Source organism: Streptomyces caeni, from assembly GCF_042678285.1.
GTDB classification, from domain to species: domain Bacteria; phylum Actinomycetota; class Actinomycetes; order Streptomycetales; family Streptomycetaceae; genus Streptomyces; species Streptomyces caeni.
On the sequence record NZ_JBHUDX010000014.1, the window covers coordinates 1 to 23,746 of the forward strand.

Annotated in this window: 24 protein-coding genes and 1 pseudogene; 17 read left to right on the forward strand and 8 right to left on the reverse strand. The window is 72.3% G+C overall.

Annotated elements, in window-relative coordinates; all coding sequences use genetic code 11:
• A partial coding sequence (locus ACFSL4_RS06105) for an FAD-dependent oxidoreductase (RefSeq protein ID WP_381079329.1) occupies positions 1-478 on the reverse strand: 478 nt, incomplete at its 3' end.
• A 215-nt stretch (positions 479-693) separates the two neighbouring features.
• Here ACFSL4_RS06105 and ACFSL4_RS06110 point away from each other — a divergent pair.
• The 13 genes and pseudogenes from ACFSL4_RS06110 (at position 694) to ACFSL4_RS06170 (ending at position 9,922) form a co-directional block, all read left to right on the forward strand.
• Complete coding sequence (locus ACFSL4_RS06110; RefSeq protein WP_381079373.1) at positions 694-2,271, forward strand: hypothetical protein; 1,578 nt, start codon at positions 694-696, stop codon at positions 2,269-2,271.
• The gene (locus ACFSL4_RS06115) at positions 2,243-2,788 is read left to right on the forward strand and encodes a hemerythrin domain-containing protein (protein WP_381079331.1); all 546 of its coding nucleotides are present in this window, start codon (positions 2,243-2,245) and stop codon (positions 2,786-2,788) included. Before ACFSL4_RS06110 ends, ACFSL4_RS06115 begins: the two co-directional genes overlap by 29 nt.
• Positions 2,785-3,873 carry an NADH-quinone oxidoreductase subunit B family protein gene (locus ACFSL4_RS06120; RefSeq protein WP_381079333.1) on the forward strand — a complete coding sequence of 363 codons (1,089 nt, stop codon included), beginning with the start codon at positions 2,785-2,787 and terminating at the stop codon, positions 3,871-3,873. Before ACFSL4_RS06115 ends, ACFSL4_RS06120 begins: the two co-directional genes overlap by 4 nt.
• A 78-nt stretch (positions 3,874-3,951) precedes the next feature.
• Positions 3,952-5,745, forward strand: a complete 1,794-nt coding sequence (locus tag ACFSL4_RS06125) for a nickel-dependent hydrogenase large subunit (protein ID WP_381079335.1) — start codon at positions 3,952-3,954, stop codon at positions 5,743-5,745.
• A complete protein-coding gene (locus ACFSL4_RS06130; protein WP_381079337.1) occupies positions 5,738-6,289 on the forward strand; it encodes a NifU family protein in 552 nt (183 codons plus the stop codon). Before ACFSL4_RS06125 ends, ACFSL4_RS06130 begins: the two co-directional genes overlap by 8 nt.
• Positions 6,286-6,873, forward strand: a complete 588-nt coding sequence (locus ACFSL4_RS06135; RefSeq protein ID WP_381079339.1) for a DUF5947 family protein — start codon at positions 6,286-6,288, stop codon at positions 6,871-6,873. Before ACFSL4_RS06130 ends, ACFSL4_RS06135 begins: the two co-directional genes overlap by 4 nt.
• A 19-nt stretch (positions 6,874-6,892) precedes the next feature.
• Positions 6,893-7,099: a hypothetical protein gene (locus ACFSL4_RS06140; protein WP_381079341.1), complete on the forward strand. Its 207-nt coding sequence runs from the start codon at positions 6,893-6,895 to the stop codon at positions 7,097-7,099.
• 67 nt (positions 7,100-7,166) lie between these two features.
• Positions 7,167-7,313 (forward strand): hypothetical protein, encoded by a 147-nt coding sequence (locus ACFSL4_RS06145; RefSeq protein ID WP_381079343.1) that lies wholly within the window; start codon positions 7,167-7,169, stop codon positions 7,311-7,313.
• A 111-nt stretch (positions 7,314-7,424) separates the two neighbouring features.
• Positions 7,425-7,877 (forward strand): YbhB/YbcL family Raf kinase inhibitor-like protein, encoded by a 453-nt coding sequence (locus ACFSL4_RS06150; protein ID WP_381079345.1) that lies wholly within the window; start codon positions 7,425-7,427, stop codon positions 7,875-7,877.
• A gap of 97 nt (positions 7,878-7,974) precedes the next feature.
• Positions 7,975-8,169, forward strand: a pseudogene (locus tag ACFSL4_RS06155) (polysaccharide deacetylase family protein); the annotation flags it as partial.
• Positions 8,170-8,208: 39 nt separating this feature from the next.
• Entirely contained in the window at positions 8,209-8,688 is a 480-nt protein-coding gene (locus ACFSL4_RS06160; protein WP_381079347.1) for an acyl-CoA thioesterase, read from the forward strand.
• 78 nt (positions 8,689-8,766) lie between these two features.
• Positions 8,767-9,210 carry an SRPBCC family protein gene (locus ACFSL4_RS06165; RefSeq protein WP_381079349.1) on the forward strand — a complete coding sequence of 148 codons (444 nt, stop codon included), beginning with the start codon at positions 8,767-8,769 and terminating at the stop codon, positions 9,208-9,210.
• A 55-nt stretch (positions 9,211-9,265) separates the two neighbouring features.
• Entirely contained in the window at positions 9,266-9,922 is a 657-nt protein-coding gene (locus tag ACFSL4_RS06170) for a class I SAM-dependent methyltransferase (RefSeq protein ID WP_381079351.1), read from the forward strand.
• Here ACFSL4_RS06170 and ACFSL4_RS06175 read toward each other — a convergent pair.
• Genes ACFSL4_RS06175 through ACFSL4_RS06185 form a run of 3 tightly spaced genes read right to left on the reverse strand, consistent with a single transcriptional unit; the run spans position 9,909 to position 13,682 of the window.
• Entirely contained in the window at positions 9,909-12,290 is a 2,382-nt protein-coding gene (locus tag ACFSL4_RS06175; RefSeq protein WP_381079353.1) for a xanthine dehydrogenase family protein molybdopterin-binding subunit, read from the reverse strand. The genes ACFSL4_RS06170 and ACFSL4_RS06175 overlap by 14 nt on opposite strands.
• Position 12,291: 1 nt before the next feature.
• Entirely contained in the window at positions 12,292-12,795 is a 504-nt protein-coding gene (locus tag ACFSL4_RS06180) for a (2Fe-2S)-binding protein (RefSeq protein WP_381079355.1), read from the reverse strand.
• On the reverse strand, positions 12,795-13,682 hold the full coding sequence (locus ACFSL4_RS06185) for an FAD binding domain-containing protein (RefSeq protein WP_381079357.1): 888 nt from the start codon (positions 13,680-13,682) through the stop codon (positions 12,795-12,797). Before ACFSL4_RS06185 ends, ACFSL4_RS06180 begins: the two co-directional genes overlap by 1 nt.
• Before the next feature lie 171 nt (positions 13,683-13,853).
• Between ACFSL4_RS06185 and ACFSL4_RS06190 the strand changes: the two genes are divergently transcribed.
• The 3 genes from ACFSL4_RS06190 (at position 13,854) to ACFSL4_RS06200 (ending at position 17,349) form a co-directional block, all read left to right on the forward strand.
• Positions 13,854-15,629, forward strand: coding sequence for a PucR family transcriptional regulator (locus tag ACFSL4_RS06190; RefSeq protein WP_381079359.1), 1,776 nt, complete (start codon positions 13,854-13,856; stop codon positions 15,627-15,629).
• A gap of 171 nt (positions 15,630-15,800) precedes the next feature.
• Positions 15,801-16,550: a hypothetical protein gene (locus ACFSL4_RS06195; protein WP_381079361.1), complete on the forward strand. Its 750-nt coding sequence runs from the start codon at positions 15,801-15,803 to the stop codon at positions 16,548-16,550.
• Positions 16,551-16,842: 292 nt separating this feature from the next.
• Positions 16,843-17,349, forward strand: a complete 507-nt coding sequence (locus tag ACFSL4_RS06200; RefSeq protein WP_381079363.1) for a DUF2231 domain-containing protein — start codon at positions 16,843-16,845, stop codon at positions 17,347-17,349.
• An 82-nt stretch (positions 17,350-17,431) separates the two neighbouring features.
• Here the strand turns inward: ACFSL4_RS06200 and ACFSL4_RS06205 are convergent, their stop codons facing one another.
• Positions 17,432-18,253 (reverse strand): GntR family transcriptional regulator, encoded by an 822-nt coding sequence (locus ACFSL4_RS06205; RefSeq protein WP_381079365.1) that lies wholly within the window; start codon positions 18,251-18,253, stop codon positions 17,432-17,434.
• Positions 18,254-19,038: 785 nt separating this feature from the next.
• Between ACFSL4_RS06205 and ACFSL4_RS06210 the strand changes: the two genes are divergently transcribed.
• Positions 19,039-20,079 carry a DUF2637 domain-containing protein gene (locus tag ACFSL4_RS06210; protein ID WP_381079367.1) on the forward strand — a complete coding sequence of 347 codons (1,041 nt, stop codon included), beginning with the start codon at positions 19,039-19,041 and terminating at the stop codon, positions 20,077-20,079.
• 79 nt (positions 20,080-20,158) lie between these two features.
• Here ACFSL4_RS06210 and ACFSL4_RS06215 read toward each other — a convergent pair whose 3' ends face one another.
• From ACFSL4_RS06215 to ACFSL4_RS06225, 3 genes are all read right to left on the reverse strand, one after another.
• Complete coding sequence (locus ACFSL4_RS06215) at positions 20,159-20,611, reverse strand: ATP-binding protein (protein ID WP_381079369.1); 453 nt, start codon at positions 20,609-20,611, stop codon at positions 20,159-20,161.
• A 229-nt stretch (positions 20,612-20,840) separates the two neighbouring features.
• Positions 20,841-22,583 (reverse strand): pyruvate dehydrogenase, encoded by a 1,743-nt coding sequence (locus tag ACFSL4_RS06220; RefSeq protein ID WP_381079371.1) that lies wholly within the window; start codon positions 22,581-22,583, stop codon positions 20,841-20,843.
• Positions 22,584-22,678: 95 nt separating this feature from the next.
• Positions 22,679-23,701, reverse strand: coding sequence for a PP2C family serine/threonine-protein phosphatase (locus tag ACFSL4_RS06225; protein ID WP_381079375.1), 1,023 nt, complete (start codon positions 23,699-23,701; stop codon positions 22,679-22,681).
• Positions 23,702-23,746 lie beyond the last annotated feature (45 nt).

Genomic DNA, 23,746 nt, shown 5'->3' on the forward strand with positions numbered 1-23,746 from the left:
TGGGCAGGTCGGCCACGTCGACCACGATCCGGCCGCCGTCGAAGCGCTCCAGCGCGTGGTGCAGACCGATGGCGCCGGGCAGGTCGTAGAAGGTGAAGACGTTCTCCCCCCAGCCGGGCCCGGTCAGCCCCTCCGTCTCCTCCGGCAGCAGCCTGGCCCCGGTCGCCACCACCAGCACGTCGTAGCGGACCCAGCCGCCCGCCGCGAAGTACACCGTCCGCGCGTCCAGGTCCACCCGGTCGATCCCCGCCCGCCGGTAGTCGATGCCGGTGTGCAGTTGCTGCGGCCGGGAGCGGACCAGGTGCCGCGGCTGGGCGAGCCCGAAGGGCACGAACAACAGGCCAGGCTGGTAGATGTGGTCGTCGTCCTGGTCGACGACCGTGATACCGCAGTCGCGTTCGTCGTACATCCGCCGCAGCCGGTTGGCCGTGAGCGTGCCGGCGGTACCGCCTCCGAGAACCACTATGTGTTTGCCCATGCCTCCACTGTCGTCGGGACGGTGATGAGGCGTCAGGGTCCGGTGGTCCCCGTTCCGGTACCGGTAGGGGTATCCGGGGAGGGCCGGATGCGGATGTCCGCGGGTCCGAGGCGGCCCCAGGGGTGATCGGGGCACTGTCACTCATATGCAGCGAATAGTCGCTTATGCGTGTAAATGATGTGAATACTGAGAAGACAGTGACAGTGAGCCAGCCGATGGAGCGAGGAGCGAGCGTGAGCCACCCCGCCCCCACGCCCGGTAGGGCGCCCCACGCACGTTCCGCGTTCGACCAGGCATGCGCGGTGGCGGACGCCGTCCTCTACGAGGGCTACCTGCTGTACCCGTACCGGAGGTCGTCGCCCAAGAACCGGGTGCGATGGCAGTTCGGCATCCTCGCCCCGCGCGCCTGGGCGGAGGCGCGCGGCCCGGTGGCCCCGGGCGTCTCGGGTTCCGTCGAGACGTGGCAGCAGCAGACCGAGTGCGTGCTGCGGGCGGAGCCCGGTGCCGTGGTGCGTGTGCGTGTGCGCTATCTGCAGGTGCGGCACCGCGGCGTGGAGCGCCAAACCGGCGAGGGCCGGTACGAGCCGGTGGAGTCCCTCTCGGCCGGCGGGGAGGTGCATCTGGCCTTCGACGAGGCGGTCCCCCGCGAGCACGACCTCGTCGTCCCGCTGGCCGGGCTCGTGTCGGGGGAGCGGGAGTTCCCGGTCGGCGCCCCCGGCGGCCTGGTGACCGATGATCTCCCGGGCGGGGTGGGACGTCTGGTGCGCCGGTGCCACCCGGTCGAGGCGCGGACGACGCTGCACGCCCAGCGGATCGACGACTCCGGCTCCCTGTACCGGCTGCGGGTGCGCACCGAGAACACCGGGCGGTCCACGGCGCCCGGAGCCGGCCGCGACGAGGCCCTGCGCCATGCGCTCGTCGCGGCGCACACCTTCCTCGGCGGCGACGGTGTGCGGTTCTTCTCCGCGATCGACCCGCCCGACGAGGTGGCCGCCCATGTGCGGGACAGCGTCAATCTGCACACCTTCCCGGTGCTCGCCGGCGCGGAGGGGTCCGACGGCCTCGCGCTGTCGGCGCCGATCATCCTCCCCGACCATCCGCAGGTGGCGCCGGAGAGCCCCGGCGACCTGCACGACGCCGCGGAGATCGACGAGATCCTGACCCTGCGCACCCTTTTGCTGACGGACGACGAGAAGCGGGAGGCGCGGGCCACCGATCCGCGGGCCGCGCACATCCTGGACCGGGTCGAGACCATGCCGCCCGAGGTGTTCGCCCGGCTGCACGGAGCGATCCGTTCCCTCGCTCCCGCCGGGGCCCCGGCCGGCGCCCCCGTGTCCGCGCCCGGCCCGGTCCCGGACGGACCGCAGCCCGGGGACGGGACGGCGCACGAGGAGGCCGTCCCCCGGCGCGCGTCGGTCGCATGGTGGCAGGAGGGCGGCGGCGACGAGGGCCTGTCACCGGCCACGGACAGCGTCCTGGTCGACGGGGTCGCGCTGGCGGGCGGCAGCCGGGTGCTGCTGTGTCCGCGCGGCCGGGGAGCCGACGCACAGGACATGTTCCTGGCCGGCCGCTCCGCCCGGGTGGCGGCCGTCCACCACGACGTCGACGGGAGCGTGCACCTCGCCGTGACGCTCGAGGACGATCCCGCGGCCGAACTCCACAGCTGGTACGGCCGCTATCTCTACTTCCGCCCGGACGAGGTGCGGCCGTCGGCCGTGGAGCCGAACGAGCGGCCGGCCCGCGTCCCAGACGAGGAAGGGTGCGATGGACGCCATCGAGTTGCTGAAGCATGACCACCGGATGATCGAACAGTTGTTCCGCGACTACGGGGCCGCGGCCTCCGGCGCCCAGCGCCGGGCCGTGGTCGAGACGCTGGTCCGCGAGCTGTCCAAGCACGCGGCACTGGAGGAGCTGATGGTCTATCCGCTGGCCAGGAGGGTTCTCCCGGACGGCGAAGGAGAGATCCAGGAGCACCTGGCCCAGCACCAGGCGGTCAAGGGGACCCTCCTGGCCCTGGACAAGCTGTCCGCCGACGACGAGCGCACGGACGAGCTCATGGAGCGCCTGCGCCGGCAGATCGGCGAGCACGTGCGCGAGGAGGAGGACGAGCTGCTGCCGAGAGTGTGCGAGGCGGTCGACCAGAAGGAACTGGACGAGCTGGGGCAGCTCCTCGCACGGGCCAAGCAGGCCGCACCCACCCGCCCGCACCCCAACGCGCCGGACCAGCCTCCGGCGCTGACGCTCGTCGGCCCGGTGGCCGCGGCATACGACCGGCTCCGGGACCGACTGCAAGGGAGGCCGAGGACATGACCGTTGAAAGCGGTACCACGGAAGTCAGCCGACAGCCCGCAGGGGCTTCGGACAGGGGTGGTTTCGACGAGATCCATATCCTGTGGATCTCGGAGGGCATGAGCTGCGACGGCGACACGGTGTCGATGACGGCGTCCGGCCAGCCGGCGATCGAGGACATCGTCCTCGGCCTCGTGCCGGGCCTGCCGAAGGTCCACCTGTACAACAAGGTGCTCTCGCCCAGCGAGGGCGGCGAGGACTTCCTCACGCCCTTCCGCGCCGCGGCCCGCGGCGAACTGGCACCGTTCATCCTCGTCATCGAGGGGTCCGTCCCCAACCAGAACATCATCGAGGGCGACGGCTTCTGGACGTCGTTCGGCAACGACCCGGACACCGGGGAGCCGCTCACCCTCAACTGGTGGCTGGACCACCTCGCCCCCAAGGCCTGGGCGGTCGTCGCCGTCGGCACGTGCGCCGCCTACGGCGGGATCCACGCGATGGCGGGCAATCCCACCGGCTCCATGGGCCTGTCCGACTATCTGGGCTGGGACTTCAAGTCGCAGGGCGCGCTGCCGGTCGTCAATGTGCCCGGCTGCCCGATCCAGCCGGAGAACTTCATGGAGACGCTGACCTGGCTGCTCCACCATGCGGCCGGGTCCGCGCCGCCGCCCCCGCTCGACCACATGCTGCGTCCGCAGTGGCTGTTCGGGAAGACGGTCCACGAGGGCTGCGACCGGGCCGCCTACTACGAGCAGGGCGACTTCGCCAAGGACTACAACTCGCCCAAGTGCCAGGTGAAGGTGGGCTGCTGGGGCCCGGTGGTGAACTGCAACGTGCCCAAGCGCGGCTGGATGTCGGGCGTGGGCGGCTGCCCCAACGTCGGCGGTGTCTGCATCGGCTGCACGATGCCCGGCTTCCCCGACGCCTTCATGCCGTTCATGGACGAGCCCACCGGCGGCACCCTGTCCTCCGCGATCATCAGGCCCTACGGCGCCGTCATCCGCCGTCTGCGCGGCATCACCAACATCGCCGTGAACCGGGAGCCCAAGTGGCGCCACAACCGGGACAGGGTGACCAGCGGCTACGACCCGTACTGGCGCCCCTGAAGCCCGCAACGGCGCCCTGCACCACGTACCGGTGCCCCCGCAGCACGCCCATGCACAGAGAGCGAGGCAGGAACGACCATGACGGCAACCGCGGCGCGGCCCACGGAGCGCAAACCGGCGCAACTCGTGGACATGTCCTGGGATCCGATCACCCGGATCATCGGCAATCTCGGCATCTATACGAAGATCGACTTCGCGAACCGCGAGGTGGTGGAGTGCCACAGCACCTCGTCGCTCTTCCGGGGCTACTCCGTGTTCATGAAGGGGAAGGACCCGCGCGACGCGGGCTTCATCACCTCCCGCATCTGCGGCATCTGCGGGGACAACCACACCACGTGCTCCAACTACGCCCAGCAGATGGCCTACGGCGTCAAACCGCCGAGACTCGCCGAGACCATCACCAACCTGGGCGAAGCGGCCGAATACATGTTCGACCACACCATCTTTCAGGACAACATGGTGTTCGTCGACTTCTGCGAGGCCATGGTCAAGGCCACCAACCCCGGCGTACTGGCCCGGGCCGAGCGCACCGAGGCGCGAGGCGGCCGCATCCACGGCTACCGGACCGTCGCCGACATCATGCGCGCCTACAACCCCTTCGAGGGCGAGGTGTACAAGGAGTCCCTCAGGATCAGCCGGGTCACCCGGGAGATGTTCTGCCTGATGGAGGGGCGCCACGTCCATCCGTCCACGCTGTACCCCGGCGGGGTCGGCACCATGCCCGAGCCGACCACCTTCACCGACTACCTCTCACGGCTGCTGCGGGTCATCGACTTCGTGAAGCGGGCCGTCGCCATGAACGACGACGTCTTCGACTTCTTCTACGAGGCGCTGCCCGGCTACGAGGAGGTGGGGCGCCGGCGGACCCTGCTCGGCTGCTGGGGCGCCTGGCAGAACCCGGACGTGTGCGACTACCGCTACGAGACGATGGGCGACTGGGGCCGCGCCATGTACGTCACCCCGGGCATCATCGTGGACGGCAAGCTCCTCACCAACGACCTCGTCGACATCAACCTGGGCATGAGGATCCTGCTGGGCAGCTCCTACTACGACGACTGGGCCGCCGAGGAGCCGTTCGTCACCCACGACCCGCTCGGCAACCCGGTCGACATGCGCCACCCCTGGAACCAGACCACGGTCCCGGTGCCCCAGAAGCGCAACTTCGACGACAAGTACAGCTGGGTGATGAGCCCCCGCTGGTACGACAGGACCAGCGACCAGCACCTCGCACTCGACACCGGTGGCGGTGCCCTGGCCCGCCTGTGGTCGACGGCGCTCAACGGACTGGTCGACACGCCCTATGTGAAGGCCACCGGGCACAGCGTGCGGATCTCGCTGCCCAAGAGCGAGCAACTGCCCGAGATGACGCTGGAGTGGAAGATCCCCCAGTGGAGCAACACCATCGAGCGCGACCGGGCCAGGCCGTACTTCGTGGCGTACTCCGCCGCCATGGCCTTCTTCTTCCTGGAGCGGGCGATGGAGCACGTCCGCTCGGGCGACACCAAGATCTTCGAGAACTACGAGGTGCCGGACGAGGCGATCGGCTGCGGCTTCCACGAGGCGGTCCGCGGTGTCCTCTCGCACCACCTGGTCATCAAGGACAAGAAGATCGCGAACTACCACCCGTACCCGCCGACCCCGTGGAACGCCAGCCCCCGGGACGTTCACGGCACGCCCGGTCCGTACGAGGACGCCGTCCAGGGGCAGCCGATCTTCGAGGAGAACGGCCCCGACGACTTCAAGGGCGTCGACATCATGCGCACCGTCCGCAGCTTCGACCCCTGTCTGCCCTGCGGTGTGCACATGTACGTCGGCAAGGGCAGGACGCTGACCACGACGCACTCGCCCACCTTCGGAGCAGTCCATGGCTGACACCGGGCGCCTGGACGAGGCGGCGGTCGCGGAGCGGCTGTCCCGCCTCGACCGGCTGCTGGAACAGATCGAGGGCGCTCCCGGCGCGATGACCGGCGCGGCGATCGAGGCGGTGCAGGCCCTGACCGAGCTCTACGGCGAGGCGCTGGCCCGGGTACTGGACCACGCCGACGCCCGGCTGACCGACCGTATGGCCGGCGACGACCTCGTCGGCCATCTCCTGGTGCTGCACCGCATCCACCCGGAGCCGCCGGAGCGGCGGGCCGCCCGTGCCGTCGACCGCCTCCGGCCGGCGGTGCGCGAGCGCGGCGGGGACGTCGAACTCACGGCTGTGGAGGAGGGCGTGGCCCGTGTGCGGCTGTCCGCCAAGGGCTGCGGGTCCTCCTCGGCCGGGTTCGAGGACGCGGTCCGCGAGGCCGTGCTCGCCCTGGCCCCCGAACTGTCCGGCGTCGAGCGGGCACCCTCGGGCGGCGGGCGGCAGGCCGCCTTCGTGCCCGTCGACGCGGTCACCCTGCGGGCCGCTCCCGCGGGAAAGCGGTCATGACCTCCGGTGCGCTGGCCCGCGTCATCCGCTCCGCCGCCGGCCGCCGCCCTGACGCGGAGCGGTGCGACCTGTGCGGCGCGGACGTGCCGCCCGGGCACCGCCACCTGCTGGACACCGACCGCGAGGGGCTGCTGTGCGCCTGCCGGCCGTGCTCCCTCCTCTTCGCCGGCAGGGAAGCGGCGCAGGGCCGTTACCGGCTGGTGCCGCGGCGGCGGGTGCGGCTGCCTCCGGTCGGGACGCGGGCGCTGGGCGTCCCCGTCGGGCTGGCCTACTTCGTGCCGCGCGGCGACGGCACCGTGACGGCGCACTACCCGAGCCCGGCGGGGGCCACCCGCTGGGAGGCCGAGCCGCAGGCGTGGCGTGACGCGGTCGCGCACTGCCCGCCGCTCGCCGGCCTCGAACCCGATGTGGAGGCGCTGCTGGTCAACACCGCCCGCGCCGCGAAGCACCACTGGATCGTCCCGGTCGACGACTGCTTCCGGCTGGTCGCCGTCGTACGGCGGGAGTGGCGGGGCCTGTCCGGCGGGGGCCGGGTGTGGCCCGAGATCGAGCGGTTCTTCGCGGAGCTGACCGAACGACCGTAACGGACCACGAGGAGCAGACATGGGCAGCATCCGAGTCGGCAGACGACAGGTGAAACCCGACACGCCCGCCTCCGTCACCGGGCTGCACCAGGGCAACAAGGGCCCCTACCACCGGCAGCCCGGCCATCACAAGGACGGAACGGCCGACGCCCGCCGCTCGACCGGGATCCACTGGAGGAAGCACAACGCGCTCATGAAGATCATGCCGAGCCTTCCCCCGGGATGACGCGGCGATCAGGACGGGCGCCCCGAGCGGGCGCGGCAGCGACACGACGACCGAAGGAGTACGGGACATGGCACGACGCGTGCTGATCGCGCAGGCGGTGGTCGTGGGCGGCATCGCCCTGACCCTGCTGGCCAGGGAGTTCCCCGGGCTGGTCCGCGAGGTGAGGATCTGGCGGATGGTGGGAGTCCGCGCGGGCTCCCGGCGGCCCCGCTGAGCCCCGGCGGCCGGTACCGTTCCCGCCGCCTTCCGCCTCCCCTGCCGGGCGGCGTGCGAACGGCACCGGCCGCGGTGCGATGGGCCCCTCGCCCCGGGGTACCCGGGGCGCATGGCCGGCATCGAGCTCATGAGCAGTGCTTTCAGCGACCACGCCTTCCTGCCGCGCCTGTACGCGCTGGAGGGCGAGAACCTCTCACCTCCCCTCACCTGGTCGGGCGTGCCTCAGGACGCGGCCGAACTGGTCCTGCTGTGCGAGGATCCCGACGCCCCGTCGGGCACCTTCGTGCACTGGATCGTGGTCGGTGTCGATCCGCACAGCGACGGCGTGGCGGCGGGGCAGTGCCCACCTGGCGGCACCGAACTCGTCAACGGCTTCCACCGGCAGGGCTGGGGCGGCCCCCATCCACCGCCCGGGGACGAGGCGCACCGCTACGTCTTCCACCTCTACGCCCTCTCGGAGCCGTGCGCTCTGCCGGACGCCCCCAGCGCCGACCAGGTGCACGAGGCCGTCGGGAGGCGAGAGATCGCCGACGGCACGCTGATGGGCCTCTACCACCGCTGAGCCCGCGGCCCCGGGGCGGGGCCGGGCCGCCGCACCCCGACTATACACAGTATGTATACTCGGCACGTACAGTCGATGCACCACGCTCCACACCACCGCGCCCATCCACAAGCGCGTGCTGGAACAGGCGTCCAGGGACGGGATCATCCTGCTGCACGACATCTGCCCGGACACCGTGCCCGCGGCGCCCGGCATCGTCGACGCACTCAAGGAGCGGGGATACGCGTTCGTCACGGTGCCCCAGCTGCCGGCCCCGGAAAAGGCCGAGCCGGGCACCATGCACCGGCCCTGAGACGCACGTCACACGGCATGTGAGTTAACGTTAACTCACATGCCGTGTGACCATGTGGGCCTTGACGAGCCGCCGACTCGGGAGGTGCTGGTGGACGGCCTGGACGTGACCTACCGGGGAACGGTCTACCCCTGGCACTGCGATCACATGGGGCACATGAACGTCATGTGGTATGTCGGGAAGTTCGACGAGGCGACATGGAACCTCATGTCGCACATCGGCATCACGCCCGCGTATCTGAGATCGGACCACCGCGGCATGGTCGCGGTCGATCAGCAGATCTCCTACCGCAGGGAACTGGTCGCCGGAGACGTCGTGCTGGTCCGCTCGGCGATCCTGGAAGTGCGTGACAAGGTCATGCGCTTCCGCCACCAGATGGAGAACGCGGCGACCGGCGAGGTGGCGGCCGTCACCGTCCTGACCGGAGTGCATCTCGACACCAGGACGCGGCGTTCGTGCCCGCTGCCTGCGGAGCACCTCGCCCGTGCCAAGAGCCTCCTCACCCGGGCGGCCTCCTGATCCACGTCACCGTGCCCCCTGGATCACCCGGGTGGGTCGGGACCGGGGAACGCGGGACCCACGGCGTACGATCCCCCGGTGGTCCTCCTCCGCCTCGAACGCGTCGCGCCGCTCCCCGCCGAGCAGGCATGGCTGCGGCTGACGGACTGGTCGCGCCACGCGGACGTGGTCCCGCTGACCCGGGTCACGGTGCTCACCCCGCCGCCGACGGCCGTGGGCACCGTGTTCGTGGCCCGCTCCGGTGTGGGTCCGCTCGCCTTCGACGACACGATGGAGGTGGTCGCCTGGCGGCCGCCGACCCTGTGCCGGCTGGCCAAGCGGGGCCGTGTCGTCACCGGCTGGGCGGAGATCGAGGTGCATCCGCACGGCGCGGAACGCTCTCATGTGGTGTGGCGGGAGGAGCTGTCCGTGAGCCTGCTGCCGGGGCTCTTCGACCGGCCGCTCGGGTGGGTGGCCCGGCGGATGTTCGGGCGCGCGGTGGACGGACTGCTGCGATCCGGCCCCGATGCGCAACACCGGTAGGTCCGAACCTGCCCGGCGACATCGATGTCGGTGGCGGCCTCTACAGTCCTGGCCCATGACCGAGACCTCACATCTGCAGCTCACCAAGGCGTCGTACGACACCGTGGCCGAGGACTACGACCGGCTGCTCAGGAACGTGCTGGACGGCAAGCCCTTCGACCGGGCGATGCTGGGGGTGTTCGCCGAGCGGGTGCTGGCCGGCGGGGGCGGGCCGGTCGGGGACCTCGGATGCGGGCCGGGTCGGGTGACCACGTATCTCGACAGGCTCGGGCTGGACGCCTTCGGAATCGACCTGTCGCCGCGGATGGTGGCCGTGGCCCGGCGGGCCTACCCCGGGCTGCGGTTCGAGGTGGGGTCCATGACCGGCCTCGACCTCGCGGACGGCTCGCTCGCCGGAGCCCTCGCCTGGTACTCCACGGTGCACACCCCTCCGCACGAACTGCCGGTGCTGTTCGCCGAGTTCCACCGCGTGCTGGCTCCGGGCGGCCATCTGCTGCTGGCCTTCAAGGCCGGCGACGAACGGGTGCGCCTGGAGCACGCGTACGGCCACGACGTGTCCCTCGACGTCTACCGCTTCCCTCCGGAGCGGGTGTCCGAGCTGCTGGGCCGGGCCGGATTCGACGAGGTCGCCCGCCTCGTGCGGGCGGCCGAGGAACCGGAGAAGACCCCACAGGGGTACCTCCTCGCCCGGAAACCTCTCACATGCCGGTGAGGTGTTCCGGGCGCACCGGCGCCCTGTTCAGCTCCAGGCCCGTCGCGTCGCGGATCGCCGCGAGGACCGCGGGAGTCGACGAGAGGGTGGGGGCCTCGCCGACGCCGCGCAGCCCGTAGGGGGCGTGCCGGTCGGCGAGTTCGAGCACGTCGACCGGGATGGCCGGGGTGTCGAGGATGGTGGGGATGAGGTAGTCCGTGAAGGAGGGGTTGCGCACCCTCCCCGTCGTCGGGTCGACGAGGATCTCCTCCATCACCGCCATGCCCAGGCCCTGGGTGGTGCCGCCCTGGATCTGGCCGACGACCGACAGCGGGTTGAGCGCCTTGCCGACGTCCTGGGCGCAGGCCAGCTCCACGACCTTGACCAGGCCCAGCTCGGTGTCGACCTCGACCACGGCGCGGTGCGCGGCGAAGGAGTACTGGACGTGACCGTTGCCCTGGCCGGTGCGCGGGTCGAAAGGCTCGGTCGGCCGGTGCCGCCACTCCTCCTCCGCCTCGACGGCCTCGTCACCGAGGACGTCCACCAGGTCGGCGAGGACCTCGCCGCCGGCGGTGACGACCTTGCCGCCCTCCAGGCGCAGCTCGGCCGTGGCCCAGGCGGGGTGGTACGGGCCGAACCTGCGGCGCCCGGTCTCCAGGACCTTCTCGCGCACCAGCTCGCAGGCGTTCTTCACAGCGCCCCCGGTGACGTAGGTCTGGCGGGAGGCCGAGGTCGAACCGGCGCTGCCCACCCGGGTGTCCGCCGGGTGGATCGTCACCCGGGCGACACCCAGTTCGGTGCGGGCGATCTGCGCATGGACGGTGACACCGCCCTGGCCGACCTCCGCCATGGCGGTGTGCACGGTGGCGACGGGCTCGCCAGCGACGGCCTCCAGGCGGACCCTGGCGGTGGAGTAGTCGTCGAAGCCCTCGGAGAAGCCGACGTTCTTGATGCCGACCGCGTAGCCCACCCCCCGTACGACGCCCTCGCCGTGCGTGGTGTTGGACAGGCCGCCGGGCAGCTGCCGTACGTCGGCGCCTTCCGTGGTCTCCCACTGGCGCTCCGGCGGCAGGGGCATCGCCTTGACGCGGCGCAGGAGTTCGGCGACCGGGGCCGGGGAGTCGACTACCTGGCCGGTCGGCATGACCGTGCCCTGGTCCATGGCGTTGCGCTGCCGCAGCTCCACCGGGTCCATGCCGAGCCTCGTGGCCAGCTTGTCCATCTGCGCCTCGTAGGCGAAGCACGCCTGGACCGCGCCGAAGCCGCGCATGGCGCCGCAGGGCGGGTTGTTCGTGTAGAGGGCGAGGGCCTCGATGTCGACGTCGTCCACGGCGTAGGGGCCGATACCGAGGGAGGCGGCGTTGCCGACGACCGCGGGAGAGCTGGAGGCGTACGCGCCGCCGTCCAGGACGATGCGGCACATGACATGGGTGAGCCTGCCGTCCTTCGTGGCGCCGTGTTCGTAGGACAGCTTGGCCGGGTGGCGGTGGACGTGCCCGAAGAAGGACTCGAAGCGGTTGTAGACGATCTTGACCGGCTTTCCGGTGCGCAGTGCCAGCAGGCAGGCGTGGATCTGCATCGACAGGTCCTCGCGGCCGCCGAACGCGCCCCCGACGCCCGCCAGCGTCATCCGTACCTTCTCCGGCGGCAGTCCCAGGACCGGTGCGATCTGGCTGAGGTCGGAGTGGAGCCACTGGGTGGCGACGTAGAGGTCGACGCCGCCGTCCTGCGCCGGGACTGCGAGACCGGACTCGGGGCCGAGGAACGCCTGGTCCTGCATGCCGAAGTGGTACTCGCCCGTGACGATCACATCGGCCCGGCGGCGGGCCGCGGCCACGTCGCCGCGAATGATCGGCTGGCGGTGGACGATGTTCGGGTGCGGGACGTGGCGGGCGTGGCCGTCGGTGCGGCCGTCGTGCACCAGGACCGCGTCCGGGGCGGTCGCGGACGCCTCGTCCGTGATCACCGGCAGGTCCCGGTACTCCACCCTGATCTTCGCCGCGGCGCGGCGCGCGGTCTCGGGGTGGTCGGCCGCCACTATCGCGACCGGCTCGCCGTGATGGCGGACCTTGCCGTGCGCGAGGACCGGGGTGTCCTGGATCTCCAGGCCGTAGTGCGTCACCTCGGCCGGCAGGTCGTCGTACGTCATGACGGCGTACACACCCGGTGTCGCGAGGGCCTCGCCGGTGTCGATCGAGACGATCTCGGCGTGCGCGACCGGGGAGCGCAGGATCTGCCCCCAGAGCATGTTCTCGTGCCACATGTCGGAGGAGTACGCGAACTCGCCGGTGACCTTGAGGGCGCCGTCCGGGCGGAGCGTGGACTCGCCGACGCCCCCCTGGGTCGGGGAGCCCTGGGTGATCGCGCCGGGAGCGCCGTTCGCCGCCATGTCAGGCCCCCTCGGACTGCCGGGCGGCCGCCAGGCGGACCGCGTCCATGATCTTCTCGTAGCCGGTGCAGCGGCACAGGTTGCCGGAGAGCGCCTCGCGGATGTCCGCGTCGGTCGGGTTCGGACGGCGTTCCAGCATCTCGTCGGCGGCCACCAGCAGACCCGGCGTGCAGAAGCCGCACTGTACGGCGCCGGCGTCGAGGAACGCCTGCTGGATCGGGGCGAGTTCGGATCCCTTCCCGGTCCCGGAGCGCTGCCTGGCGTGGTCCGCCAGTCCCTCGACGGTGACGACCTCCCGGCCTTCCGCCTGACCGGCGGCGACCAGGCACGAGCACACCGGCACGCCGTCCAGGCGGACCGTGCAGGAACCGCACTCGCCCTGTTCGCAGGCGTTCTTCGAACCCGGCAGGCCCAGTCGCTCGCGCAGGACGTACAGCAGGCTCTCGCCCTCCCACACGTCATCGGCCTCCTGCGGCCGTCCGTTGACGGTGAAGCGAACGCGCATCACGCGGCTCCCCTCGCGGTGCGGGCGCCGCGGTACGACTCCCAGGTCCAGGTCAGCGTGCGGCGGGCCAGGACGCCGACGGCGTGGCGGCGGTAGCCCGCGGTGCCCCGGACGTCGTCGATCGGGTTGCAGGCGGCGGAGCACAGGTCGGCGAACCGCTCGGCCACCGAGGGGGTGATGGTCCTTCCGCTCTCCCAGAAGCCGCCCTCGTCGAGCGCCGCGTTCAGGAACTCCTCGGCGGCCGCGGCCCGGAGGGGGGTGGGCGCCGCCGATCCGATGCCGGTGCGCACGGTCCGGCTCCGGGGGTGCAGGGCGAGACCGAAGGCGCACACCGCGATCACCATGGCGTTGCGGGTGCCGACCTTCGCGTACTGCTGCGGGCCGTCGGCCTTCGTGATGTGGACGGCCCTGATCAGTTCGTCGGGGGCGAGGGCGTTGCGCTTCACACCGGTGTAGAAGGCGTCGATCGGGATGCGGCGGGTGCCGCGCACGGACGCGGCCTCGACCTCGGCGCCGGCCGCGAGGAGCGCGGGGTGGGCGTCACCCGCCGGGGAGGCGGTGCCGAGGTTGCCGCCGACACCGCCGCGGTTGCGGATCTGCGGGGAGGCGACCGTGTGGGCGGCGAGGGCCAGCCCCGGCAGTTCGGTCCGCAGACCCTCGATGATCTTCGTGTACGGGACCGAGGCCCCGAGCCGCACGCTGTCCTCGCCCACCTCCCACTCGTGGAGTTCACCGATGCGGTCGAGGTCCATCAGGTACGCGGGCCGGCGGTGGCCGAAGTTGATCTCGACCATCACGTCGGTGCCGCCCGCGACCGGTACGGCGGTGGGGTGCTCCGCCTTCGCGGCGAGCGCATCCTCCCAGCTTGCGGGGCGTAGGAAGTCCATGACCGTCAGTACACCGCTCCGTTCTCCGCCGGGGTCAGTCACCGAAGACATGAAGGAGTTGGCTGGCCAGGGCACCCATCTTGTAGATTCATATGAACGGAGGCCATCGGTAATCCCTCCGCTTTCCTCTGGAAACACGACGGACTTCACGACAAGGACGGCGGCGACGGGATGCGGCTGCGCGCACTGCTGGACACCGACGCGCTGGGGCTGCGGCTGCTCGGCGGCGAGGACGAGCTGGACCGCACCGTGGGCGGTGTGATGACCACGGATCTCAAGGACCCCAGCCGGTACCTCTCCGGAGGCGAGCTGGTCCTCACGGGCCTCGCGTGGCGGCGCGGGGCCGCGGACTCCGAGCCGTTCGTCCGCATCCTCGCCGGTGCGGGCGTCGCGGCGCTCGCCGCGGGCGAGGCGGAGCTGGGCGACATCCCGGACGATCTGATCGTGGCGTGCGCCCGGTACCGGCTGCCGCTGTTCGCCGTCCATGAGTCGGTGGCGTTCGCGACCATCACCGAGCACATCGTGCGTCAGGTGTCCGGCGAGCGGGCCGGTGACCTCGCGGCCGTCGTGGACCGGCACCGGCGGATGATGACCTCCGGCCCGGTCGGCGGCGGCCCGGACGTCGTCCTGGACCTGCTGGGCTCCGACCTGGATCTGCGCGCCTGGGTGCTCTCCCCCACCGGCCGGCCGATCGCCGGCCGGATGCCGGGCCTCGCCCCGGACGTGTGCGCCGAGCTGGCCGCCGAGCACCTGGCGGCCGTGCGCGGAGGCCGCCGCGGACCCCACCGGGCAGCGGTCGGCACCACGGCGTACTCGCTGTTCCCGATCCACGGCTGGGGCGAGGGCCCGCCGGCGGCCGGGGAGGACCACGCGGGCGGCGTCCCCCGGGACGTGCGCGAGACGGTGCTGTCCGACTGGCTGCTCGCCGTCGAGGCGGACGCCGGGGACTGGCCCCGGGAGCGGCTCGACCTGCTGAACGGCGTCACCCAGCTCATCGCGGTCGAGCGGGACCGGCGGGAGGCGGCGCGCACGGTGCGGCGGCGGCTCGCGCAGGAGGTCGTGGAGCTGGTGCAGGCGGGCGCGGCGCCCGCCGAGATCGCGGCCCGGCTGCGGGTCGCCGCGCCCGTGCTCCTGCCCGGCCTCGGCACGGCCCCGCACTGGCAGGTGGTGGTGGCCCGGGTCGAATGGGACGACACGGCGGACGGGCCCGCGGGGCCCCCGGCCGAGGGGAGCGGCAAACGGCGGACGGGAGGACTCGAAACGGGCCCGGTCGCCCAGTCGCTGCTGGAGGAGATCCTAGTCGGCTCTCCCCCGGGTGCTTCGGGCGGGGGGTACGCCCGGTCGCTCGGCCCGGAGCACTCCGACCCTGTCGCGGTGGCCCACATCGGGGAGGAGGCGATCGCGCTCGTCCCCCTTCCCGCGGTCTCCTCGGAGCGCGACGGATCCGGGCCGGGCATCGCCGCCGACGCCCTGCTGGAGGCGGTGCGGGCCCCCTTGTCCGCGGGCCTCGGCGGCGACGGGCGCCTCACGCTGGGTGTCAGCGCCGCGGTGCACTCGGCCGAGGGTCTGCGCGGTGCCCTGGAGGAGGCGCGGCACGCCCGCCGCGTCGCCGCCGCGCGCCCCGGCCGGGTCTGCGCGGCCGGCCACCAGGAACTCGCCTCGCACGTCCTGCTGCTGCCGTTCGTCCCCGACGACGTGCGCCGCGCCTTCACGGCCAGGCTCCTGGATCCCCTGCGTGACTACGACCGCCGGCATCGCGCCGAGCTGATCCCGACCCTGGAGGCGTTCCTCGCCTGCGACGGCTCCTGGACGCGGTGCGCGACCCGGCTGCACCTGCACGTCAATACGCTGCGATACCGGGTGGGGCGCATCGAGCAGTTGACGAGCCGGGACCTCTCCCGCCTTGAGGACAAACTCGATTTCTTCCTGGCGTTGCGCATGAGCTGAGGTCAGCGCGCCGTGTGCCGGGTGGCACCGGTCGGGCGCCTTCCCGGACGCACGACTTTGTGAAATCCTTCACCCAGCCTCTTGGCCCGGCACCTCGATTGGTGCTGGAATGCCGCCACCACTCAACAGCTCAATGGTGTGCTCGGGGAGGGCAACGTGGCGCATCCCGCCATGTCTGGTTCCGGAACGACCTCAGATGACGATCCCCTCCAGACCGCGGTATGGCGGCTGCGCTCGCGTGCCTGCTGGACCGACGCGGCCGCACTTCTCCGGGCCGGAACGGCCGCGGCCGCGCTGCAGCGCACCTCACTGCTGGTCGAGCGGTGCCTGTACACGGAGAAGGGCTGGGAGGAGGCCGAGGACGCGCTGCGTACGGCCGAGGCGCAGGCCCAGACCGACGAGGAGCGGGGCGCCGCCGCGTGCGAGCGCGGGCAGCTGGCGTACGCGGCGACGCTGCACGGCGTACGGGACCGGGCGGACGAGGCGCGGGCCGCGCTCGGCCGGGCCGCCGCGCTGATCCCGCCCGGCGCCACCGGCCGGGCACTGCTGGACTTCCGGCGCGGGCTCCTCGCCGAGAACCTCGCCCGCTCCCCGCAGGCGGCGCGCGCCGCCTACCGGCGAGCCCACGCGAGCGCCTCCGCGCACGGCGACGCCCTGCTGCTCTCTTTCACCTGGCGCCATCTGGCCGGACTCGCGCTGCGCGACGGTGAGACGGCGGAGGCGCGGCACGGCTTCAGCGAGTCGCTGCGGATCCGCGAGGAGCTGGGGTACCTCGTCGGCACCGCCCCGGCCCTGGCGTCGCTCGCGGACACGGAGACCGAGCCGGAGGCGTCGCGGCTGCGGGCCGAGGCGGGCCGGCTGTTCCGGTTGCTGGGCGGCGTACCGACCTGGCTGGCGGCCCAGTTGGCGCCGGTGGTCTGAGAGGGTCCGGCGAAGCCCGGTGCGGTTCGGCGGTGCCCCGAAGGGGCGCGGGGCTGTGCCGATATGCGGCTGCGCCGCCCGGGCGCGGCCGGCCACGACGGACCCGCAGGTGATGCACCGGGCCTTTGGGTGCGTGCTCTCGGCGTGCCGGCCGTCCAGCGGCAGAGAGTCCATGGCGATCGAGATGAGGGGATATTTCGGGAATCGGCTTCACAGCGACCTCAGAAGAACCTGAGAACTTGCTGTGCCAGGCTGACGCGGCCGATGCCCACCCCCCTGAGGAGATCTCCTGATGAGCTTGATCAACGGCTTGCCCGCGCACGTCCTGCTCGTGCACGCCGTCGTCGTACTCGTCCCCCTGACCGCGCTGGCGATCGTGATATGCGCGATATGGCCGGTGGCCGCGCGACGCTTCGGCATCGTGCTGCCGATCCTCGCCCTGGTCACGCTCGCCAGCGTGCCGCTGACCACCGAGGCCGGGGAATGGCTGGAGAGGCACGTCGACAGCGACCCGCTGGTCCGCAAGCACGCCGACCTCGGGGACGGACTGCTTCCCTGGGCCCTCGGCCTGTTCGTGCTGGCGGCACTGGTCTGGTGGGCGGCCCGCAAGTCGGCCGCCGACACCTCCGGCGGTTCCCGCTGGTCCGGCACGCCCATGCGGGTGGCCGCCGCGGTCCTGTCCCTCGTGGTGGCCGCCGGAGCCGTGGTCGACGTCTACCGCATCGGTGACTCCGGTGCGAAGGCGGCCTGGCACGACGGCTACTCCAAGACCGCGACGAGCGCGTCCGACGACGACTGACGACGACTGACGACGCATCACGAACGCACCGGGCTGCCGGCGGACACGGGCCGCGGCAGCCCGGTCCCGTGCCGGGGTGCGGTCAGCACGCGCCCGCGAAGTGCTCCCTCACGAGGGACTGCGCCACCGGCAGCTCCTGCGCGGCCAGCGCGTCCAGCAGGGCGGTGTGCTCGGCCGCGTCGGCGATCAGATCGGCGCGGCCGGCCGGGCCGGGCACGCCGACGAGCGGCCACTGGGTCCGGCGGTGCAGGTCCTCGGCGATGCGCGCCAGTTGCTCGTTGCCCGCGAGACCGAGCACGGCGCGGTGGAAGGCGCGGTCGGACTCGTTGTACGTCGCGCGGCACCCGGAGGCCGCGGCACGGACGGTCGCCTCGGCGAGAGGGCGCAACTCCACCCAGCGCTCGGTGGGCACCGTACGGACGAGCCGCAGCATCACGGGCACCTCGATCAGGGCCCGGATCTCTGCGAGTTCGGCCAGTTCGCGGGCGCCGCGCACGACGACGCGGAAGCCGCGGTTGGGCACGACCTCGACGGCTCCCTCCAGCGCGAGCTGCTGCATGGCCTCGCGCACCGGGGTCGCGGACACCCCGAGCTGCTCGCCGAGGGCGGGCGCCGAGTAGACCTCGCCGGGCGTCAGTTCTCCCGCGACCAGCGCCGTCCGCAGGGCGTCGAGGACCTGCCGGCGCACGGAGGCCCGTTGGACGACGGGACGGCCGCCTCCCAGGGGCGGGACCGGCGGCTCGCTGTGGATGTGCTCACCGCGCGCGGCACCCGGGGCGAGGGCCCTTTCACGGACCTCCTGTCCGGGCGGGAGCCGCGGTGGCACCCGGACGGCCCGGGCGGGGGCGTCCAGGGTCTCCCTCCCGGCGAAGCCCTCCGCGCTGCGGGAACGGGCCTGCTCCACGGGCTCCTCCTCCGGTGCTGGCGGTGCTGTGCGTCGTGCGGGTGGTGCGTGAGGGTTGTTTACCGCTCGTAAAGCACCATAGGCGCCTTACGCGCCGGTTCAAACACCGGTCGACCGCAGGGGGGCCGGGCTTCCCTGCGAGCGACCGCGCAACGGTCGCCCCGGTACGCCCTTGCGGCCCCCGCCGCGCTCGTGGAGGACGCTTCCGCGTGGCGCACGTCACATTCCCGCCTGGTCGTGGCGCGCGAGGAGGAGGCGGCGGCGCCGCCGCCGCGCACCGGCCGGGCCGGCGGCCACGACGGGCCCCAGGCCGCGAGGACCGGCCCGCGCGGGCACCGTGGGCGCCGAGTGGCGCGGGCGGCACCGTACGCGCCTCCGCGAGGCGGCACGGGCGAGGAGCCGGGCCGGCTGCGGCGTCGGCCACGCGGCTGGGCGAGCAGCCGGGCAAGCAGCCGCCCCCCACGGAAAGTTGAGACCGTCTCAGCGGACCCCGGCGACGGCGGCCCGCCACGTACCGTAAGATCCACCCCGAACAAGGCCCCGGACGGATGACGGACGTTTCACAACTTCCTCACGTGTCGCAGGAACTTTCCGTGGAACCACCCGTACGGGTAGTCTTATTCGAACTCAACTCCCGCCCCTCAAGCGGCAGTTCGAGCAGAACGCTGCCCTGGGCATTCCCTTGCACTTCCTTGGCGGCCTCTTGCCCCGAAACCCCCTGAGGGCTGGCGGGGTTGGGCCACTATGGCGGGCGTTACGCCCTATCCCAATGCAAGGGACCCCAGATGAGACTGACCGACATATCGCTGAACTGGCTGCTTCCGGGCGCCGTACTGCTCCTGGGCGTGCTGGCGGCGGTGGCGGTGCTCGCGCGTGGCAAGCGGTCCGGGGAGAGCACGAGCGCCGACGACTCGTGGGAGCGCAGTGAGGAGCGCCGCAGGCGCAAGGAGACCATGTACGCCACGGCCTCCTATGTGCTGCTCTTCTGCTGTGCCGCCGTCGCCGCGGCGCTCTCCTTCCACGGCCTCGTGGGCTTCGGCCAGCAGAACCTCGGCCTCACCGACGGCTGGGAGTACCTCGTCCCGTTCGGCCTGGACGGCGCTGCCATGTTCTGCTCCGTCCTCGCAGTGCGCGAGGCCAGCCACGGCGACGCGGCACTCGGCTCCCGGATCCTGGTGTGGACCTTCGCGGCCGCCTCCGCCTGGTTCAACTGGGTGCACGCGCCCAGGGGTGTCGACCACGCGGGCGCCCCGCAGTTCTTCGCGGGCATGTCGCTGTCGGCCGCGGTGCTCTTCGACCGCGCGCTGAAGCAGACCCGCCGTGCCGCGCTGCGCGAGCAGGGCCTGGTGCCGCGTCCGCTGCCGCAGATCCGCATAGTGCGCTGGCTGCGGGCGCCCCGTGAGACGTACAAGGCGTGGTCGCTGATGCTCCTTGAGGGCGTGCGCAGCCTGGACGAGGCCGTCGAGGAGGTCCGCGAGGACCAGCGCGCGAAGGAGCACAACAGGGCGCGGCAGCGCGAGCAGCAGCGGGTCGAGCGCGCGCAGCTCAAGGCGCTCAGCCGCGGCCACCGCGCGCTGACCGGCGGCAACGGCGGGCGCCAGGTCGAGGTGCAGACCGTCGAGCGGGCGCCCGCGCCCACCCCTGCGGAGCCTGCCCTACCGGCGGCGGAACTGCCCATGCGCACCCGTCCCTCGCTCCAGCCCGTCCGGAGCTCCTCCGCTGACCCGATCACCGTCGACCTCACCGCCGAGGACGACACCATGGCTCTGCCCCGCCTCGACTCCCTGGAGCGCAAGCTCAAGGACCTCGAGCAGCAGTTCGGCTGAGCCCGGACGCAGTCACGGGAAGGGGGCGCGGCAGCAGGCCGGGCCCCCTTCCCGTGCGGCACGCCGCTTCTGCGGTGCGTCACGCGGCTTCCGCGGCCAGGTCGAACCACACCTCTTTCCCCACGCCGTGCGGCCGTACACCCCAGGCGTCCGCGAGGGACCGCACCAGCATCAGGCCCCTGCCGTGCGTGCCGTCGTCGGCGTTCGCCGCCCGCGGCCTCGGCCTGCGTCCCACGAAGTCCCTCACCTCCACATGGAGTCCGCGCGCCGAGACGGTGGCCGTCAGGACCGCTCCGCGGTCGGTGTGGACCAACGCGTTGGTGACCAGCTCGCTCGTGAGCAGCTCGGCTGTCTCGGATCGTCCCGGCCTTCCCCAGTGCGTGAGCAGCTCCCGCAGCGCCCTGCGCGCCTCGGGGACCGCCCGTAAGTCGGCCCGGCCCAGCCTTCGTCTGAGGTGCACACCCCCTGGCCGGCCCGTCGTGCCGTCGGTCGCTTCCTCCGTCTTCTTCGGCGAGGAGGCCCCGGTGGTCACGGGACCACCCCCTCGTGCCCGCCCGTTCATGTCCCCCGTCCGCACGTGATGTCGGTCCCCTCGTGCTCGAACGTGCTCACGGGATCCATGCCCCGTGGGCGGGGCGACAGTCATGTCGAATCGACAACGACCGGGGGCACGGGGTGGATGCGCGCCACCGCCGCGCGGAAGTGAACCCCTGAACCCCTGTACGGGTCCCGCCGCGCCGCCGCCCGTCCGTTCGGCACTCCTACGGCCGGGGCACGTTGCGCAGGTTCGAGCGGGCCATCTGCAGCATGCGGCCGACGCCGCCCTCCAGCACGATCTTCGAGGCCGAGAGCGCGAAGCCCGTCACCATCTCCGCGCTGATCTTCGGCGGGATGGACAGTGCGTGGGGATCGGTGACGATGTCGACGAGGGCCGGACCCTTGTGCCGGAAGGCGTCCTTGAGGGCGCCGGCGAGCTGCTTCGGCTTCTCGACCCGGATGCCGTACGCCCCGCACGCGCGCGCCACGGCCGCGAAGTCCGGGTTCTTTGTGGCCGTGCCGTACGAGGGCAGCCCGGCGACCATCATCTCCAGCTCCACCATGCCGAGGGAAGAGTTGTTGAACAGCACCACCTTCACCGGCAGGTCGTCCCCCACAAGGGTCAGGAAGTCGCCCATCAGCATGGAGAACCCGCCGTCGCCGGCCAGTGCCACGACCTGCCGGCCCCGGTCGGTGAACTGCGCGCCGATGGCCATCGGCAGGGCGTTGGCCATCGAGCCGTGGGAGAACGAACCGATGATGCGCCGACGCCCGTTGGGGGTGAGGTAGCGGGCGGCCCAGACGTTGCACATCCCGGTGTCGACCGTGAAGACCGCCTCCTCGTCGGCGAGTTCGTCCACCACCGACGCCACGAACTCCGGGTGGATGGGGAGGTGCTTGTCGACCTTGCGCGTGTACGCCTTCACCACGCCTTCCAGCGCGCCCGTGTGCTTCTTCAGCATCTTGTCGAGGAAGCGCCGGTCCTCCTTGCGCCGCACGCGCGGGATGAGACAGCGCAGGGTCTCCTTCACATCGCCCCACACCGCCAGGTCCAGTCTGGAGCGGCGTCCAAGGTTCTCCGGCCGCACATCGATCTGGGCGATCGTCACGTCCTGCGGCAGGAAGGCGTTGTACGGGAAGTCGGTGCCCAGCAGGATCAGCAGATCGCACTCATGGGTCGCCTCGTAGGCGGCGCCGTATCCGAGCAGACCACTCATACCCACGTCGTACGGATTGTCGTACTGGATCCACTCCTTGCCGCGCAGGGCGTGCCCCACCGGGGACTTGATCCGCCCGGCGAACTCCATGACCTCGGCGTGCGCGCCCGCGGTGCCGCTGCCGCAGAAGAGCGTGACCCGCTCCGCCTTGTCGATCATCGCCACCAGCCGGTCGAGCTCGGCGTCACCGGGCCGCACGGTGGGCCGGGAGGTGACGAGGGCGATCTCCGTGGCCTTGTCCGGGGCGGGCTGGTCGGCGATGTCGCCGGGCAGCGAGACGACGCTCACGCCGCGCCGGCCCACCGCGTGCTGGATCGCCGTGTGCAGCAGCCGGGGCATCTGCTTCGGGGTCGAGATGAGCTCGCAGTAGTGGCTGCACTCGCCGAACAGCCGCTCGGGGTGGGTCTCCTGGAAGTAGCCGAGCCCGATCTCGCCGGACGGGATGTGCGAGGCGAGGGCGAGCACCGGGGCCATCGAGCGGTGGGCGTCGTACAGGCCGTTGATGAGGTGGAGGTTGCCGGGGCCGCAGGAGCCGGCGCACGCGGTCAGCTTCCCGGTGATCTGCGCCTCGGCGCCCGCCGCGAAGGCCGCGGTCTCCTCGTGCCGCACATGGACCCAGTCGATGGCGGCGTTGCGGCGGACGGCGTCCACGATCGGGTTGAGGCTGTCGCCGACCACCCCGTACAGGCGTTTGACTCCAGCGCGGGCGAGGATGTCGACGAACTGGTCGGCGATCTTCTGCTTGGCCATGGATCGATGCACCCTTCGGTCTCGGGGCCCGCCCTGCCCGGCCGGCGGGAGCCCGTCGGCAGGACCCTGAGACCATCAATCCACAGGCGCCTCGATCACGCCTCCCAGACGGCGGCCGCCGTACGGTCGTCGGCGTAGCCCTTCACCCGCACCAGGGTGTCGGCGAGGAAGGCGGCGAGGCCCGGCGGCCGGCCCGTCGACCAGCGGGCCGTCAGATGCCCGGCGAGCCGCGGTTCGTCGCGCAGCGGGTCGGCGAGGCCGCCGGTGCACAGCAGCAGGGTGTCCCCCGGGCGGGCTACGGAGGCCCGGAAGCGGAAGGGGTCGCGGGACGGCTCGGGGACGGGTTCGTAGGGGCTCGGGGGCGTGGCGATCCCCAGGTCCATGGTGAGCCGGTCGCCCTCGGGGGTCTCCGCCGGCAGCGAGCCGAAGCCGACCACCGCCTCGCCGGTCGCCTCGGTGACCCGCGGCTCGATGTCCTGCCACTCGCCGTCCCGCAGCCGGAAGAGGCCGCCCGGGCCGACGCCGAAGAACACACGGGTGCGGCAGGCGGGGTCGGCGGGCAGCAGCAGACAGCGCAGGGCAGCGGAGTACTCCTGCGGGTCGAGGCCCTGCTCGGCGGCGCCGGCGCGCAGCTTGCCGAGACTGCGGTCGGTGAGCCGTTGCAGACCCGACTTGAGGTCGCCGCGCCGGGCGGTCCGGATGTCCTCGCTCAGGCGCACATGACTGCGGCCGACCGCCCGGCCGATCCAGTGGCACGCCTCGGCGGCGGCCCGGTGCGCCCCCGGCGCGCCACGGGCGCCGGTCGCCATGGCGACGAGCACGAGCGCCCGGTCGCCGGTCCCGAACCGGGCAGTGAGCAGGCAGTCGCGGCGCGGCTCGCCGCGGTAGCGGGCCGAGTCCCCGCGCACGGAGACCGCCCGCAACGTGCAGGCGCCGTACCGCGCCCCCTCCAGCACGGTGTCGGGCACCAGGTCGTCGAGGTCGTCCGGATCGGCCGGCGGGAGGGCGGTGGGTTCGGCGTCATAGGTGGGCGGACCGGATCCTACGTGGCCGACCGGGGGCGGGATGCGGGGCACGGCCAGCGGGGGCGGGGCGGCCTCGGTGGGCGGGGGCGGCACGTCCGCAGGAGGCCGGTCGACGGGCGGCGGCGCATCGGGCGCGGG